Below are 13,348 nucleotides of genomic sequence, written 5' to 3' on the forward strand. Positions count from 1 at the left end.
TTGAAGGAGAACTCTCATGGCTAAAATCGGATTCATCGGCACCGGCATCATGGGTCTGCCCATGGCACTCAACCTGCAGAAAGCCGGTCACGACATCTTCGTTTCCACTCACCACGACGCCGCTCCGGCCGCGCTGGTCGAAGGCGGCGCCGTCGCCCTGGCCAACCCCAAGGAAGTCGCCCAGGAAGCCGAGTTCATCATCGTCATGGTGCCGGACACCCCGCATGTCGAGGACGTGCTGTTCCGCGAGAACGGCGTCGCCGAAGGCGTCGGCGCCGGCAAGGTGGTGATCGACATGAGTTCGATCTCGCCGACCGCCACCAAGCAGTTCGCCGAGAAGATCAAGGCCACCGGCGCCGCCTACCTCGACGCCCCGGTCTCCGGCGGTGAAGTGGGCGCCAAGGCGGCCACCCTGTCGATCATGGTCGGCGGCTGCCCGAATGCCTTCGAGCGCGCCCTGCCGCTGTTCCAGGCGATGGGCAAGAACATCACCCGCGTCGGCGGCAACGGCGACGGCCAGACCGCCAAGGTGGCCAACCAGATCATCGTCGCGCTGAACATCCAGGCGGTGGCCGAGGCGCTGCTGTTCGCTGCCAAGAACGGCGCCGACCCAGCCAAGGTGCGCGAAGCGCTGATGGGCGGTTTCGCCGGCTCGAAGATTCTCGAAGTGCACGGCGAGCGCATGATCAAGGGCACCTTCGACCCGGGCTTCCGCATCAGCCTGCACCAGAAGGACCTCAACCTGGCGCTCAACGGCGCGCGTGAACTGGGTCTGAACCTGCCCAATACCGCCAACGCCCAGCAGGTGTTCAGCACCTGCGCGGCCATCGGCGGCAGCGGCTGGGACCACTCGGCGCTGATCAAGGGGCTGGAGCACATGGCCAACTTCTCGATCCGCAAGTAATCAAGCAGCTCCCGAGCCCGCTGCGTCGGGCCATGCGGTACCCACCTTCAGGACAGACAGAACCCCGGGTGGTGGGCCACCGCAGCGTCAGACGCAGCGGCGCTTCGAGAGTTGAACCACGGCGGCGCGGGGCCGGAATCACAGTGTCCCCCCACGACCTCACCTCGCGCCGCCGCGGTTCAACCGCCGTCTTCGGACGGCAACCCTTTCGATTCGCCCGGCAGAAGGAGTCACGGCCCGACCGCCGGGCGGGTCGATTCCAACCCTCAGTGCTTGCCTTATCGAGCCTTGAGGACTGGAATCGGCGCAGACCCAAATAAAAGGAGCCCGCATATGCCCATCGCCCCGCACACCCTGCTGCGCCAGCTGTTCGACAGTGCCATCGACGCCGCCCATCCGCGCCAGGTGCTGGCCGATCGGCTGCCCGAGGATCGCAGCGGCCGCGCCATCGTCATCGGCGCCGGCAAGGCTGCCGCCGCCATGGCCGAAGCCATCGAACAGGTCTGGGAAGGCGAGATTTCCGGGCTGGTGGTGACCCGCTACGAGCACGGCGCCAACTGCCGCAAGATCGAGGTGGTGGAAGCCGCGCACCCGGTGCCGGACGACGCCGGCGAGCGCGTCGCCCGCCGCGTGCTGGAGCTGGTCAGCAACCTCGAGGAAAGCGACCGGGTGATCTTCCTGCTCTCCGGCGGCGGCTCCTCGCTGCTGGCGCTGCCGGCCGAAGGCATTTCGCTGGCCGACAAGCAGGCGATCAACAAGGCGCTGCTGCGCTCCGGCGCGCACATCGGCGAGATGAACTGCGTGCGCAAGCACCTCTCGGCGATCAAGGGCGGCCGCCTGGCCAAGGCCTGCTGGCCGGCCAGCGTGTACACCTACGCGATCTCCGATGTACCGGGCGACGAAGCTACGGTGATCGCCTCCGGGCCGACCGTGGCCGACCCGACCACCTCGGCGCAGGCGCTGGAAATTCTCGCGCGCTACCACATCGAGGTGCCGGCCAACGTGCGCGCCTGGCTCGAGGACCCGCGCTCGGAGACGCTCAAGCCGGGCGACCCGCTGCTCTCGCGCAGCCACTTCCAGCTGATCGCCACGCCGCAGCAGTCGCTCGACGCCGCCGCCGAAGTGGCCCGCGCCGCCGGTATCACCCCGCTGATCCTCGGCGACCTGGAGGGCGAAGCGCGCGAGGTGGCCAAGGTCCACGCCGGCATCGCCCGCCAGGTGGTGCTGCATGGTCAGCCGATCGCCGCGCCCTGCGTGATCCTCTCGGGGGGAGAAACCACGGTGACCGTGCGCGGCAACGGCCGTGGCGGGCGCAACGCGGAGTTCCTGCTCGGCCTGACTGAAGCGCTGCAGGGCCTGCCGAACGTCTACGCGCTGGCCGGCGACACCGACGGCATCGACGGCTCGGAAGACAACGCCGGCGCGCTGATGACCCCGGACAGCTTCGCCCGTGCCGAGGCCCTCGGCCTGCGCGCCGCCGACGCGCTGGCCAGCAACGACGGCTACGGCTACTTCGCCGCGCTGGACAGCCTGATCGTCACCGGGCCGACGCGCACCAACGTCAACGATTTCCGCGCCATCCTCATTCTGCCGCCCACTGCCTAGCGGCCCACAGGGAGTATCCGCTCATGACGCCCGACAAGAAGGTCAAGATTCTCGCCACCCTCGGCCCCGCCACGCGCAGCATCGACGACGTGCGCGCGCTGGTCGACGCCGGCGTGAACCTGTTCCGTCTGAATTTCAGCCACGGCGAGCATGCCGACCACGCCGAGCGTTTTCACTGGATTCGCCAGGTCGAGCGCGAGCAGAACCAGGCCATCGGCATCCTCATGGACCTGCAGGGACCGAAGCTGCGCGTCGGCCGCTTCGCCGCCGGCCGCGTGCAACTCGAGCGCGGGCAGAAATTCCGTCTGGACCTGGACGAGACGCCGGGCGACCAGCACCGCGTGATGCTGCCGCACCCGGAGATCATCGCCGCGCTGGAACCCGGCATGACGCTGCTGATCGACGACGGCCGCCTGCGCCTGACCGTACTGTCCAAGCACAACGACGTCATCGAGACCCGCGTGATGGCCGGCGGCGAGCTGTCCGACCGCAAGGGCGTCAATGTGCCGGAGGCGGTGCTGGAACTCTCGCCGCTGACCGCCAAGGACCGCCGCGACCTGGCCTTCGGCCTGGAGCTGGGCGTGGACTGGGTGGCGCTGTCGTTCGTGCAGCGCCCGCAGGACATCCACGAGGCGCGCGAGCTGATCGGCGAACGCGCCTTCCTCATGGCCAAGATCGAGAAACCCTCGGCGGTGCAGCATCTGCGCGAGATTGCCCGGCTGTCGGACGCCATCATGGTGGCGCGCGGCGACCTCGGCGTGGAGGTGCCGGCCGAGAATGTGCCGCGCATCCAGAAGAACATCGTGCGCATCTGCCGCCAGCTCGGCCGCCCGGTGGTGGTGGCCACGCAGATGCTCGAATCCATGCGCTTCGCCCCGGCGCCGACCCGCGCGGAAGTCACCGACGTCGCCCACGCGGTGGCCGAAGGCGCCGACGCGCTGATGCTCTCGGCCGAGACCGCCTCCGGCGACTACCCGCTGGAAGCGGCGAGCATGATGAGCAAGATCATCCGCCAGGTGGAGAGCGGCCCGGACTACTCGGCGCAGCTCGACGTGCACCGGCCGAGCGCCGAGGCCACGCTGTCGGATGCGATCAGCTGCGCGATCCGCCGCATCAGCGGCATCCTGCCGATCGCGGTGCTGGTCAACTACACCGAATCCGGCGCCTCCAGCCTGCGCGCCTCGCGCGAGCGGCCGGCGACGCCGATCCTCAGCCTGACGCCGAACCTGGCCACGGCGCGCAAGCTGACCATCGCCTGGGGTGTCTACTCGCTGGTCGAGGCGCCGCTGCGCGACATGGAGCAGGTCTGCGCGCAGGCGCTGGAGCTGGCCCGCGCCCGTGGCATGGCCGGCAGCGGCGATACCGTACTGATCACCGCCGGCGTACCGCTGGGCAAGCCGGGTACCACCAATTCGCTGCGCATCGAAATGCTCGCCTGAGCGCCTGTCTGAACGCGGCGCAGCGCGTCGGCCTGGGGGCCGGCGCCGCTGCGCTGTAGCATGCACGCCCGCACCAGTCCCCCGTCAGGCTTCCAATGCTCCGCCTCCCGCGTCATGTCAGCGCCGTGCTCAACGGCTTCAGCCAGATCTTCTTGCAGGCCCATCCGCTCTGCGGGCTGCTGATCGCGCTCGCCATCGCCCTGCATGCGCCGCTGCTGCTGGCCGGCGCGCTGGCCGGGGCGCTCGCCGGTACGTTCGGCGCTGCCGCGCTGGGGCGTCAACGGGCCGATATCGACTGCGGGCTGTACGGCTACAACAGTGCGCTGCTGGGCCTGCTGATCGTGCTGCAACTGGGGCTTTCGGCGTTTTCGCTGGGGTTGATCGTGCTCGCCGCGCTGGTCATCGACCTGTTGCAGACGCGCCTGCTCGCCGGCCTGCGCGAGCGCCGGTGGCTGCCCGGTTTCACCCTGCCCTTCGTGCTGTTCGGCTGGCTCGCGCTGGCGCTGCTGCCAGGGGCGACCGTCGCACCAGCGCCGACGCTGCCACTCGATGCGCAGGCACTGGCGTTCGCCCTCGCTGCGGGCATCGGCCAGGTGATCTTCCTCGACCAGCCGCTGGCGGGGTTGCTGGTGCTGGTAGCGGTCTGGCTGGCCGACCGACGCGCCGCGCGCTGGATGCTGGCCGGTTCTGCCGCGGGTCTGGGCATCGGCCTGCTGCTCGGCGGTGCGCACGATGCGATCGTCGCGGGTCTGGCCGGTTACAACCCGGCGCTGGCCGCGCTGGCGGTGAGCCAGGTGCAGCGCTCGGCCTGGGCGCCGTTGCTGGCGATTATCGCCGCCGTGCTGGCGCGGCTGGCTTTCGAGCGGTTGGGCCTGCCGCCGCTGACGATGCCGTTCATCCTCGCCTGCTGGCTGGTGGCGCTGGCGTCGCGGCGGTTTCGCCCGCAACCCGGAAACGCCTAGCCTCAGCCACCGGTTGCACACGGGTTCTGGTCCTGCGGGTAGTGGCGCTCTTCTTCCAGTTGGCCATCGCGCCCGTGGATTCGCACCGTCGCCGTGCGCAGCTTCAGGTAGTCGCGGGTCTGCTCGAGCGCCGCGTCGCGACTGGCGGTCTCGATCAGCACGCGTGGGTCGCCTTCTTCGCGCAGCAGCCAGCGATTGCCTTCCAGGGTGATGTGGTAGGTCTCCATGTCGGTCTCCCCGCAGTGGTGGTGGGCTCTTTTCATAGGGCAGATGCGGGGCACGATGGTTCGCCGCCAGGGTTTTCCGGACCCTAATGGTTATTAAAACCCTCTATCGCCGGGGTTTTTTGTACCTCTTAGGCATTGCGGACCTTGATTTCAGTCAATTCCAGAGCTGGAACGATTGTTGAAAGACCCTCGGTAGAACGTCGCGCCTTTGCCTGGTCAACGGACGCGGCGACTTTCCCACCAGAGGAGTATTCGATGCTTTGCGCTGAACAAATTGCCCTGATCAAAGCCACCGTGCCGCTACTGGAAAGCGGCGGTGAGGCGCTGACCACGCATTTCTACAACCTGATGCTGAGCGAGCACCCAGAGGTGCGCCCGCTGTTCAACCAGGCCCACCAGGCCAGCGGCGATCAGCCGCGCGCACTGGCCAACGGCGTGCTGATGTATGCCCGCCACATCGACCGGCTCGACGCGCTCGGCCCTCTGGTCGGCCAGATCATCAACAAACATGTGGCGCTGCAGGTGCAGCCCGAGCATTACCCGATCGTCGGTGGCTGCCTGCTGCGCGCCATCCGCGAGGTCCTCGGCGAGGAGATCGCCACCGATGCGGTGATCGACGCCTGGGCCGCCGCCTATCAGCAGCTGGCCGACATCCTCATCGGCAACGAGGAACAGCTCTACCAGGTCAAGGCCGAGGCACCCGGCGGCTGGCGTGGCGCGCGGCGCTTTCGCATCGCCCGCAAGGTCGCCGAGAGCGAAGAAATCAGCTCGTTCCACCTGCAGCCCGAGGACGGCGGACCGCTGCTGGACTTCCTGCCCGGCCAGTACATCGGCCTGCGCCTGCAGATCGAGGGCGAGGAAGTGCGCCGCAACTACTCGCTGTCGGCGGCCAGCAACGGCCGCGAGTACCGCATCAGCGTCAAGCGCGAGCCCGGCGGCGTCGTCTCCAACGCCCTGCATGCGCTGGACGAAGGCGCGGTGGTGGAGCTGTTCGCCCCGGCTGGCGACTTCACCCTGCAACCCGGCGACAAGCCGTTGGTACTGATCAGCGGTGGCGTCGGCATCACCCCGACGCTGGCCATGCTCGAACAGGCACTGGCCACCGAGCGCCCGGTGCACTTCATCCACTGCGCGCGCAACGCCGGCGTGCATGCGTTCCGGCGCACGGTGGACACCCTGGCCGAGCGCCATGCGCAACTGCGGCGCTTCTACTGCTACGACGAACACGAAGGCGAAGCCGCCGCGCCCGACGCCGTCGGCCTGCTCACCGAGGACCGGCTGGCCGCGTGGCTGCCGGAGGACCGCGACGTGGACGCCTACTTCCTCGGCCCCAAGCCCTTCATGGCGGCGGTCAAGCGCCAGCTGAAGTCGCTCGGCGTACCGGAGCGGCAGACCCGCTACGAGTTCTTCGGTCCGGCCAGCGCCCTCGAATGAAACCACCGAGCCCGCGCCCGCGCGGGCTCCCTCTCCTGCCTTGACGGAGGTGAACCATGTTTCAACGCAACTGGGACCCGCAACACCTGCTCCATCTGGCCAGCGCGCTGATGCTCGGCGGCGTATTGCTCCTGCTGCTGGGCGTCAGCGGCGCCTATCTGTTCGATCAGTGGTTGCGCCTGCCGCTGGTGGTCGCCTGCCACGCGCTGGTGATCCTCGGCCCCACTGCACTGAAGATCGGCTACGTCATACGCCTGCTGGCCCAGCGCCAACTCGCCCTGGCGGCCTGACGCGGCAAGTTTCAGAGAACCTTTAAGTGCAACTACCGTTTCGCTGTAATTGCACGGCGCCATACGCACGAGCGATATAGGGAAAACCATTCGTCCGCCGTCGCTGAAACAATGAAACTTCCATCGCAGCCCGGTCCTCTGAAACCATGAAGGCTGATGAATCTCTCTCATTGGCCGTTTCCAAAGTCTCTATCCAACTGAGGAGAAAAAGACATGGCAAATAACAACCCGGGCAACTTCGCCAACGATCGAGAGAAAGCATCCGAAGCCGGCCGCAAAGGCGGCCACAACAGCGGCGGCAACTTCGCCAACGACCGCGAGAAGGCCTCCGAGGCAGGCCGCAAGGGTGGCCAGAACAGCCACGGCGGTGGCCGCAGCAGCTGACAAAGCGGCCTACACCTGTAGTAAAAAGGCAAGAGCTTCGGCTCTTGCCTTTTTTATTAGCCGCAATTAACCACTGCGAACTTTCAGTATTTTATTGATGGCACTCGAATATTATTCCGCCAACAGCTCTACTCATTGAATTCACAACTTTCCGACAGGACAAAAACCCGACAGCCAGATTTACCGTATATCGGTCCATTAATTAGCGCTTTTGTTTTCCCCGCCGGCAGCGTTCTTGCCAGATGCTGTTCGGAGCGGCAAGGTGCATGGCACCGCAGCCAGGAACGCCACCGTGAACAACCCCGCCATCATCCAGAGTCTGCTGGACACCGACTTCTACAAACTGACGATGATGCAGGCCGTGCTGCATCACTACCCCAACGCCGAGGTGGAGTGGGCATTCCGCTGCCGCTCGGAAGAAGACCTCAGCCCCTACCTGAGCGCGGTACGCGAGCAGATCGAGGCGCTTGCCGAGCTAGCAATGAACGCCGAAGAACTGGCCTTCCTCGAACGCATCCCCTACATGCAGCCAGACTTCATCCGCTTTCTCGGCCTGTTTCGCTTCGACCTGCGTTACGTGCGCCTGGAAGTCGAAGCGGGCGAACTGGTGATCCACCTGCGCGGCCCGTGGCTGCACGTCATCCTCTTCGAGGTGCCGCTGCTGGCGATCATCAGCGAGGTGCGCAATCGGGCCCGCTACCCGCACGTGGGGCCGGAGCAGGCGCTCGAGCGGCTGGACGCCAAGTGCGTCTGGCTGCGCGAGCAAGCCACGCTCGAGGAACTGGCCGCTTTCAAGCTGGCGGATTTTGGCACCCGTCGGCGCTTTTCCTATGCAGTGCAGACCGCGGTGGTCGAGCGCCTCGCGCAGTCGTTCCCCGGCGACTTCGTCGGCACCAGCAACGTGCACCTGGCGCGCACGCTCGATCTGCGCCCGATGGGCACGATGGCGCACGAGTGGATCATGGCGCACCAGCAGCTCGGCCCGCGGCTGATCGACAGCCAGCGCGCCGCGCTGGACTGCTGGGTTCGGGAATACCGTGGCGCGCTGGGGATCGCGCTGACCGACTGCATCACCATGGATGCCTTCCTACGCGACTTCGATCTATACTTCGCCAAGCTGTTCGACGGCCTGCGCCATGACTCGGGCGACCCGCTGATCTGGGCGGAGAAAGCCATCGCCCATTACCACCGCCTGGGCATCGACCCGCGCAGCCGCCAGTTGGTGTTTTCCGACGGTCTGGACTTTCCCCGCGCGCTGACGATCCTGCGGGCGCTGGCCGGGCGCTGCCGGCCGAGCTTCGGCATCGGCACCGGGCTGACCTGCGACATCGCCGGCGTGGAGCCGACCAACATGGTGATCAAGATGACGGCGTGCAACGGCCAACCGGTGGCGAAGATTTCCGACTCGCCGGGCAAGACCCTGTGCCGCGACCCGGCGTTTGTCAGCTACCTGCGACATGTCTTCGCGGTAGTCGACAGCCCGGTCGCCAAAACCGCGGACTAGCGCTCCAGCACCGCCGTCACGGGCTGGACCATCGTGTATTCAGCGTGACCGTGCAGGCGGTTACGGCCGCCGGACTTGGCCTGGTACATGCGCTGGTCGGCAAGTTCCAGCAGCTGGCGGTAGTCCTCGGCGACATCCGCCAGGCGCTCGGAAAGACCGATGCTGGCGGTCAATGGCTGGCCATCCGGGCGCACGCCCAGACCGTTACCGGCCAGCCGGGCGAGCGCCCGGTGCGCCTGCTGCAGATCGGTGTCCGGCATGATCAGCAGGAACTCCTCGCCGCCCCAGCGCACCAGGCTGTCGGAGCCACGCAGGGTCGCCACGAGACTGCGCGCGGCATCGCGCAGGACGGCATCGCCGGCCTCGTGGCCGTAGTTGTCGTTGATCGCCTTGAAGTGATCCAGATCGATGAAGGCCAGCGCCAGCGGGCTGCCGGCACGCTGCGCCGAGTCCCACTGCAGGCGCAGGATTTCCTCGCCGCTGCCGCGCGAGAAGATGCCGGTCAGCGGATCACGGATGGCCTGGCGCACCAGCGCGATCATGAAGGCCAGCTGGCTCATGCCGGCCAGGCTGGCAACACCGGCGATCAGGATCAGCAGCCAGAACGCACCGGCGAAGGACGGCCAGTTCAACGTGGCCCAGCTGAGATAGCCGGCCAACGCCTGCGCCATCAGCAACAGCATGCCGAGCACCAGGCTTTCCACCAGGGTCAACGGGAAGATCGTCAGCCCCGCCATCAGCACGAACGGCAGGAATGCATAACCGGCACCGACCACCGCCGAGAACTGCGCCAGCTGGTAGGAGCCCAGCAGCGTATGCGAGGCGATGTAGAACACCGTCGGGATGGCGAAGAGGATCGCGATGGCCCGGTAGGCGTCGAACAGATTGCCGCTCGGCCGGTAGAACAGCAGCAGCCAGGTGAATGCCAGACAGGCCAGCAGGCGAAAACCTGCCAACCGCGCCCACAGCGGCGTGTCGAAGACCAGCAGATCGATGATGCTCCACAACGGCGTGAGCACGGCGAAGAGAAAGGCGAACAGCCGCACGCGGTCGACGATCATCATCGCGCGGCGCTGGCAGAGCAGCATGGGATGACCGACCGGCGTCAACAGATGGCGCAGCTCACTGCTTTTCAGCTCGCTGGGCAGCAGCGTGGTCAGGCGTGAGCGAAGCAAATCGATCAGTGCAGTCATTGTTGTTCTATCCACGGCAGGGAACACGCGTTCAGCCCCGGCCATTGCCGCACCCTGTGAAATCCCTGGGTTGCGCATGATGGCTTCCGGCCAGCAGCGCGATCCTAGCGGAGCGGGAAATCGATTCATTGAGCCAGGGCAAGAACCCGCGGGGTTTCTTGCACCTGTCGCGCCGTCCGTCTTTCGGGCGACAGCCTGTCCCGACGAATCGCCCTTTGGTGCGCTGTCGCCGCCGGTCCGCCCTGGCTAGCTTGAACGGGCGCCCGAGCGCGCAGCAGAACAACAACAAGAAGGGAGACACCCGATGCATCCGACGACAAGACCGCTGGCCGCCCTGCTGCTGGCCATCCTTGCCAGCAGCGCGGCAGCCGCCGACGGCCCGTTCAGCCAGTTCATCAACTTCGGCGACTCGCTCAGCGATGCCGGCAACTTCCCCGACGTCGGCAGCCCGCTGCTGGGTGTCAATCCGACCGGCGGCTTGCGCTTCACCAACCGCACCGGTCCGACCTATGGCGACAACAACGTCGAGTACGGCGGCCAGGTCGCCACCCAGCTGCTGGCCGAGCGCCTGGGACTGACTTCGCTGCCCTCCACGCCGCTGCTCCCGCAACTGCTGACCGGCAACCCGGACGGCACCAACTACGCCGTCGGCGGCTACCGTACCGACCAGATTCTCGATTCCATCATCGGCACCTCGACGGTAGCTACCGGCAGCCTGAGCCGCTCGCGCCCCGGCTATCTGGCGGATAACCCGCAGGCCGACCCGGACGCGCTGTACTACCTCAACGGCGGCGCCAACGACATCTTCCAGCTCTCCAGCCGGCCGATCACCATGGCCGCCGCGGCGGGCGATCTGGTGGCCGGCGTCAGTGCGCTGGCCGAAGCCGGTGCGCGTTACATCATCGTCTCCGACCTGCCCGACGTCGGCAGCACCCCGCTCGGCACCCTGACCGGCAACAGCGCCCAGCTCAATGCCCTCAGCGACCAGTACAACGCCGAGCTCGAGGCACAGCTACGCGGCTCCGGCGCCAACTACGTGCTGCTCAACAGCCGTCTGTTGCTTGAAGAGGTACGCGCGGACCTGGCGCAATTCGGCTTTGCCGCCGACGTCAACCAGAACGCCGTGTGCTTCTCCGGCGACAGCTGCCTGGCCGACCCGATCTATGGTCGCAGCGGCAGCGCCCCCGACCCGGACCGCCTGCTGTTCAACGACGCCGTGCACCCGACCACCGCGCTGCATCGCATCAGCGCCGACTACCTGTATTCGATCGTCGCGGCGCCCTGGGAGATATCGCGCCTGCCGGAGATGGGTCAGGCGGCGCTGCGCGCGCAGCTGCAACAGCTCGATCAGGAGCTGATGGCCCAGCGTGGCCGCTGGCAGCCCGTCGGCGAATGGCGCATCCAGGCCGGCGGCGGCTATCGCAGCCCGGATTTCGACGGCTACGGCAGTGGCGACGGCGACAGCCAGTCGCTGTCGCTGAGCCTGTCCCGCCGACTGAGCGAGCAATGGCTGGCCGGCCTCAGCCTGGCGGTCGGAGAGAACGATGTCAGCCTCGGCGCTGGCGAATCTGACTACGACATGCGCAGCTACCTGGCGACCGTCTTTGCCCGTTACGAGCAGGATCGCCTGTTCGCCGATTTCACCCTCAGCGGCGGTCACCTGGACTACCACGACCTGGAACGGCGCTTCGCGCTGGGCATCAGCGAGCGCGTCGAGAAGGGCTCCACCGACGGACAGCTCTGGGCGATCGGCAGCAAAGTCGGCTTCAACCTGATGCAGCCACAGGATGCGATGCAATTCGGCCCCTTCATCGGGGCGAACTACCAGCGCGTGGAAGTGGATGGCTATAGCGAGCGCGGCGAGCGCTCCACCGCGATGACCTTTGCCGATCAGGAGCGCGACTCGCTGCGCTTGTCGCTGGGCCTGTTCGGCGACTTGGCCCTGAGCGAACGCACCCGCCTGTACGGCGAAGTGGCTCGTGAAGTGGAGCGTGAAGACGATGACCCGGAAGACCTGCGCATGTCGCTCAACAGCGTGCCCGGTAACAGCTTCGAGCTACCCGGCGCGGTGCCGACGGGCGATCAAACGCGCTTCAGTGTCGGCTTGGCGCATCAGTTGGCCGCTGATCTGGCGCTGCGGGCCAACTACCACTATCGCGGCAACGACAACCGCGATCATGGCCTGAATCTGTCGATCAGCTGGGATCTGTAAGCCGTTCGGGGCAACCCGTGCGGTTGCCCCTGCTTGACGTCAGCGCGCGTCGAGCTGGCCCTGCAGGTTGGCGATCTGGCTCTGCAATGTGGTGATGTTGCGCGTGACCTGGGCCCGGAAGGCGTCGAATTCAGCCGTGTTGGAACTCGCCGCCGGACGGTTCTCCAGTTCGCTGCGCAACACCAGCAGGTCCTGTTCGAGGCGGCTGATCGCCTGACTCGGATTGCCGCGTTGCTGCAGAGCGGCAACGTCCTTGCCCAGCGCATCGACGCGACTACGCAGCTGGTCCTGCGCACCCAGCGCCGTTTTCAGCGAGGCCTGTTCGCTGCCCAGGGTCTTGAGATCCGCGACCAGCGTCGCGCCCGTCTGTTGCTGGGCGCGCAGCTCGCCATCCAGCCCGTCGAGGCGCTTGCCCTGCTCCTGCAGGCGCTGATCCTGATTGCCCTGCTTGCCGGCCAGGCTCTGCTGCTCGGTGGCGAATGCCTGTTGCTTGCGGGTCAGCTCGATCACCTGTTGTTCGAGCTGCTTGATGCGCAGCTTCACTGCCTCGCTTTCAGTGGTGACGTTGGATTCGGTCGCCACGACCTTGCCGGAAATGTCGCGCAGGCGGCCCGCGGCGTCTTCGCTGATCCGCGCGAAGCTGTCCTGGGTGGCCACCAGCTGCATCTCCAGCGCCGCCATGCGCTGGAAGCTCCACCAGACGAACGCGCCGAGGCAGACCGCGAGCACCACCACCAGCACCCACAGCGGCGCGGTACTGCCCGCGCGACGCTTCTGCCGCGCGCGCCCGGTTTCGCCACGCTCGACGGCAGGCTTGTGGAGCGGCTCCAGATCCGGCGCCGGATAAGGCTCTTCGCGATCCCGGGCCGCAGAGAGGCTGGGGATATGGTCCAGTTCGTCGTGAGCATCGTTGCGCATGGGATACCTTTCAGGATGGCGCGAAGCAAAAAAACAGCGCGCAGTATAACGATTCGGCCATGCCACAGCAGGCACGGCGGCGCGGTGGCACTGCACCGTCACGAGGCAGCGCGCACCGGCGCTGCGCACGGCTGCACGGGCCAGCCCCGACGGATGCGCCAAGCGTGGCGCTCGCCAGCAGCCCGACCCGCGCGGATCGCGCCTGCCGGTGCGGTCGCGCGGAAAAATGAGGATGAAACGGCAAGCTGGTACGCCGCTTGCTCATACCTTCCTGCC

Annotated in this window: 11 protein-coding genes and 1 pseudogene; 9 read left to right on the forward strand and 3 right to left on the reverse strand. The window is 66.9% G+C overall.

Annotated elements, in window-relative coordinates; all coding sequences use genetic code 11:
- Nucleotides 1-16: 16 nt before the first annotated feature.
- The 4 genes from HU825_RS00800 to HU825_RS00815 all read left to right on the forward strand — a co-directional run bounded on the left by HU825_RS00800 (nt 17) and on the right by HU825_RS00815 (nt 4,910).
- A complete protein-coding gene (locus HU825_RS00800; protein WP_043297541.1) occupies nt 17-904 on the forward strand; it encodes a 2-hydroxy-3-oxopropionate reductase in 888 nt (295 codons plus the stop codon).
- Nucleotides 905-1,237: 333 nt separating this feature from the next.
- Nucleotides 1,238-2,509 (forward strand): glycerate kinase type-2 family protein, encoded by a 1,272-nt coding sequence (locus HU825_RS00805; protein WP_234302713.1) that lies wholly within the window; start codon nt 1,238-1,240, stop codon nt 2,507-2,509.
- A 23-nt stretch (nt 2,510-2,532) separates the two neighbouring features.
- Nucleotides 2,533-3,948, forward strand: a complete 1,416-nt coding sequence (gene pyk, locus HU825_RS00810; RefSeq protein WP_234302714.1) for a pyruvate kinase — start codon at nt 2,533-2,535, stop codon at nt 3,946-3,948.
- 95 nt (nt 3,949-4,043) lie between these two features.
- Nucleotides 4,044-4,910, forward strand: a complete 867-nt coding sequence (locus tag HU825_RS00815) for an urea transporter (RefSeq protein WP_167137972.1) — start codon at nt 4,044-4,046, stop codon at nt 4,908-4,910.
- A 2-nt stretch (nt 4,911-4,912) separates the two neighbouring features.
- On the opposite strand, the gene HU825_RS00820 is transcribed toward HU825_RS00815, so the two are convergent.
- A complete protein-coding gene (locus HU825_RS00820; RefSeq protein WP_156715204.1) occupies nt 4,913-5,137 on the reverse strand; it encodes a DUF2188 domain-containing protein in 225 nt (74 codons plus the stop codon).
- Between the two features lie 255 nt (nt 5,138-5,392).
- Between HU825_RS00820 and hmpA the strand changes: the two genes are divergently transcribed.
- The 4 genes and pseudogenes from hmpA (at nt 5,393) to pncB (ending at nt 8,749) form a co-directional block, all read left to right on the forward strand.
- Nucleotides 5,393-6,571 carry an NO-inducible flavohemoprotein gene (gene hmpA / locus HU825_RS00825; protein ID WP_234302715.1) on the forward strand — a complete coding sequence of 393 codons (1,179 nt, stop codon included), beginning with the start codon at nt 5,393-5,395 and terminating at the stop codon, nt 6,569-6,571.
- A gap of 56 nt (nt 6,572-6,627) precedes the next feature.
- Nucleotides 6,628-6,861 carry a hypothetical protein gene (locus HU825_RS00830; protein ID WP_043297534.1) on the forward strand — a complete coding sequence of 78 codons (234 nt, stop codon included), beginning with the start codon at nt 6,628-6,630 and terminating at the stop codon, nt 6,859-6,861.
- A 231-nt stretch (nt 6,862-7,092) separates the two neighbouring features.
- A pseudogene (locus tag HU825_RS00835) lies at nt 7,093-7,245 on the forward strand (general stress protein); the annotation flags it as partial.
- Nucleotides 7,246-7,594: 349 nt separating this feature from the next.
- Nucleotides 7,595-8,749 carry a nicotinate phosphoribosyltransferase gene (gene pncB, locus HU825_RS00840; protein WP_234303432.1) on the forward strand — a complete coding sequence of 385 codons (1,155 nt, stop codon included), beginning with the start codon at nt 7,595-7,597 and terminating at the stop codon, nt 8,747-8,749.
- Here pncB and HU825_RS00845 read toward each other — a convergent pair.
- On the reverse strand, nt 8,746-9,942 hold the full coding sequence (locus tag HU825_RS00845; protein ID WP_234302716.1) for a GGDEF domain-containing protein: 1,197 nt from the start codon (nt 9,940-9,942) through the stop codon (nt 8,746-8,748). The two genes, pncB and HU825_RS00845, sit on opposite strands and share 4 nt — an antisense overlap.
- A gap of 304 nt (nt 9,943-10,246) precedes the next feature.
- Here HU825_RS00845 and HU825_RS00850 point away from each other — a divergent pair, with 304 nt between their 5' ends.
- Nucleotides 10,247-12,154, forward strand: a complete 1,908-nt coding sequence (locus tag HU825_RS00850) for an autotransporter domain-containing SGNH/GDSL hydrolase family protein (protein ID WP_234302717.1) — start codon at nt 10,247-10,249, stop codon at nt 12,152-12,154.
- A gap of 39 nt (nt 12,155-12,193) precedes the next feature.
- On the opposite strand, the gene HU825_RS00855 is transcribed toward HU825_RS00850, so the two are convergent.
- On the reverse strand, nt 12,194-13,072 hold the full coding sequence (locus HU825_RS00855; protein ID WP_234302718.1) for an ATPase: 879 nt from the start codon (nt 13,070-13,072) through the stop codon (nt 12,194-12,196).
- Between the last annotated feature and the right edge of the window lie 276 nt (nt 13,073-13,348).

This window comes from Pseudomonas phenolilytica, from assembly GCF_021432765.1.
Taxonomy (GTDB): Bacteria; Pseudomonadota; Gammaproteobacteria; order Pseudomonadales; family Pseudomonadaceae; genus Stutzerimonas; species Stutzerimonas phenolilytica.

Excerpts from the sequence above, each read along its gene's own strand:
- HU825_RS00800 (WP_043297541.1), top strand. The coding sequence starts at position 17 with ATGGCTAAAATCGGATTCATCGGCACCGGCATCATGGGTCTGCCCATG.
- HU825_RS00805 (WP_234302713.1), top strand. The coding sequence starts at position 1,238 with ATGCCCATCGCCCCGCACACCCTGCTGCGCCAGCTGTTCGACAGTGCC.
- pyk (WP_234302714.1), top strand. The coding sequence starts at position 2,533 with ATGACGCCCGACAAGAAGGTCAAGATTCTCGCCACCCTCGGCCCCGCC.
- HU825_RS00815 (WP_167137972.1), top strand. The coding sequence starts at position 4,044 with ATGCTCCGCCTCCCGCGTCATGTCAGCGCCGTGCTCAACGGCTTCAGC.
- HU825_RS00820 (WP_156715204.1), bottom strand. The coding sequence starts at position 5,137 with ATGGAGACCTACCACATCACCCTGGAAGGCAATCGCTGGCTGCTGCGC.
- hmpA (WP_234302715.1), top strand. The coding sequence starts at position 5,393 with ATGCTTTGCGCTGAACAAATTGCCCTGATCAAAGCCACCGTGCCGCTA.
- HU825_RS00830 (WP_043297534.1), top strand. The coding sequence starts at position 6,628 with ATGTTTCAACGCAACTGGGACCCGCAACACCTGCTCCATCTGGCCAGC.
- pncB (WP_234303432.1), top strand. The coding sequence starts at position 7,595 with ATGATGCAGGCCGTGCTGCATCACTACCCCAACGCCGAGGTGGAGTGG.
- HU825_RS00845 (WP_234302716.1), bottom strand. The coding sequence starts at position 9,942 with ATGACTGCACTGATCGATTTGCTTCGCTCACGCCTGACCACGCTGCTG.
- HU825_RS00850 (WP_234302717.1), top strand. The coding sequence starts at position 10,247 with ATGCATCCGACGACAAGACCGCTGGCCGCCCTGCTGCTGGCCATCCTT.
- HU825_RS00855 (WP_234302718.1), bottom strand. The coding sequence starts at position 13,072 with ATGCGCAACGATGCTCACGACGAACTGGACCATATCCCCAGCCTCTCT.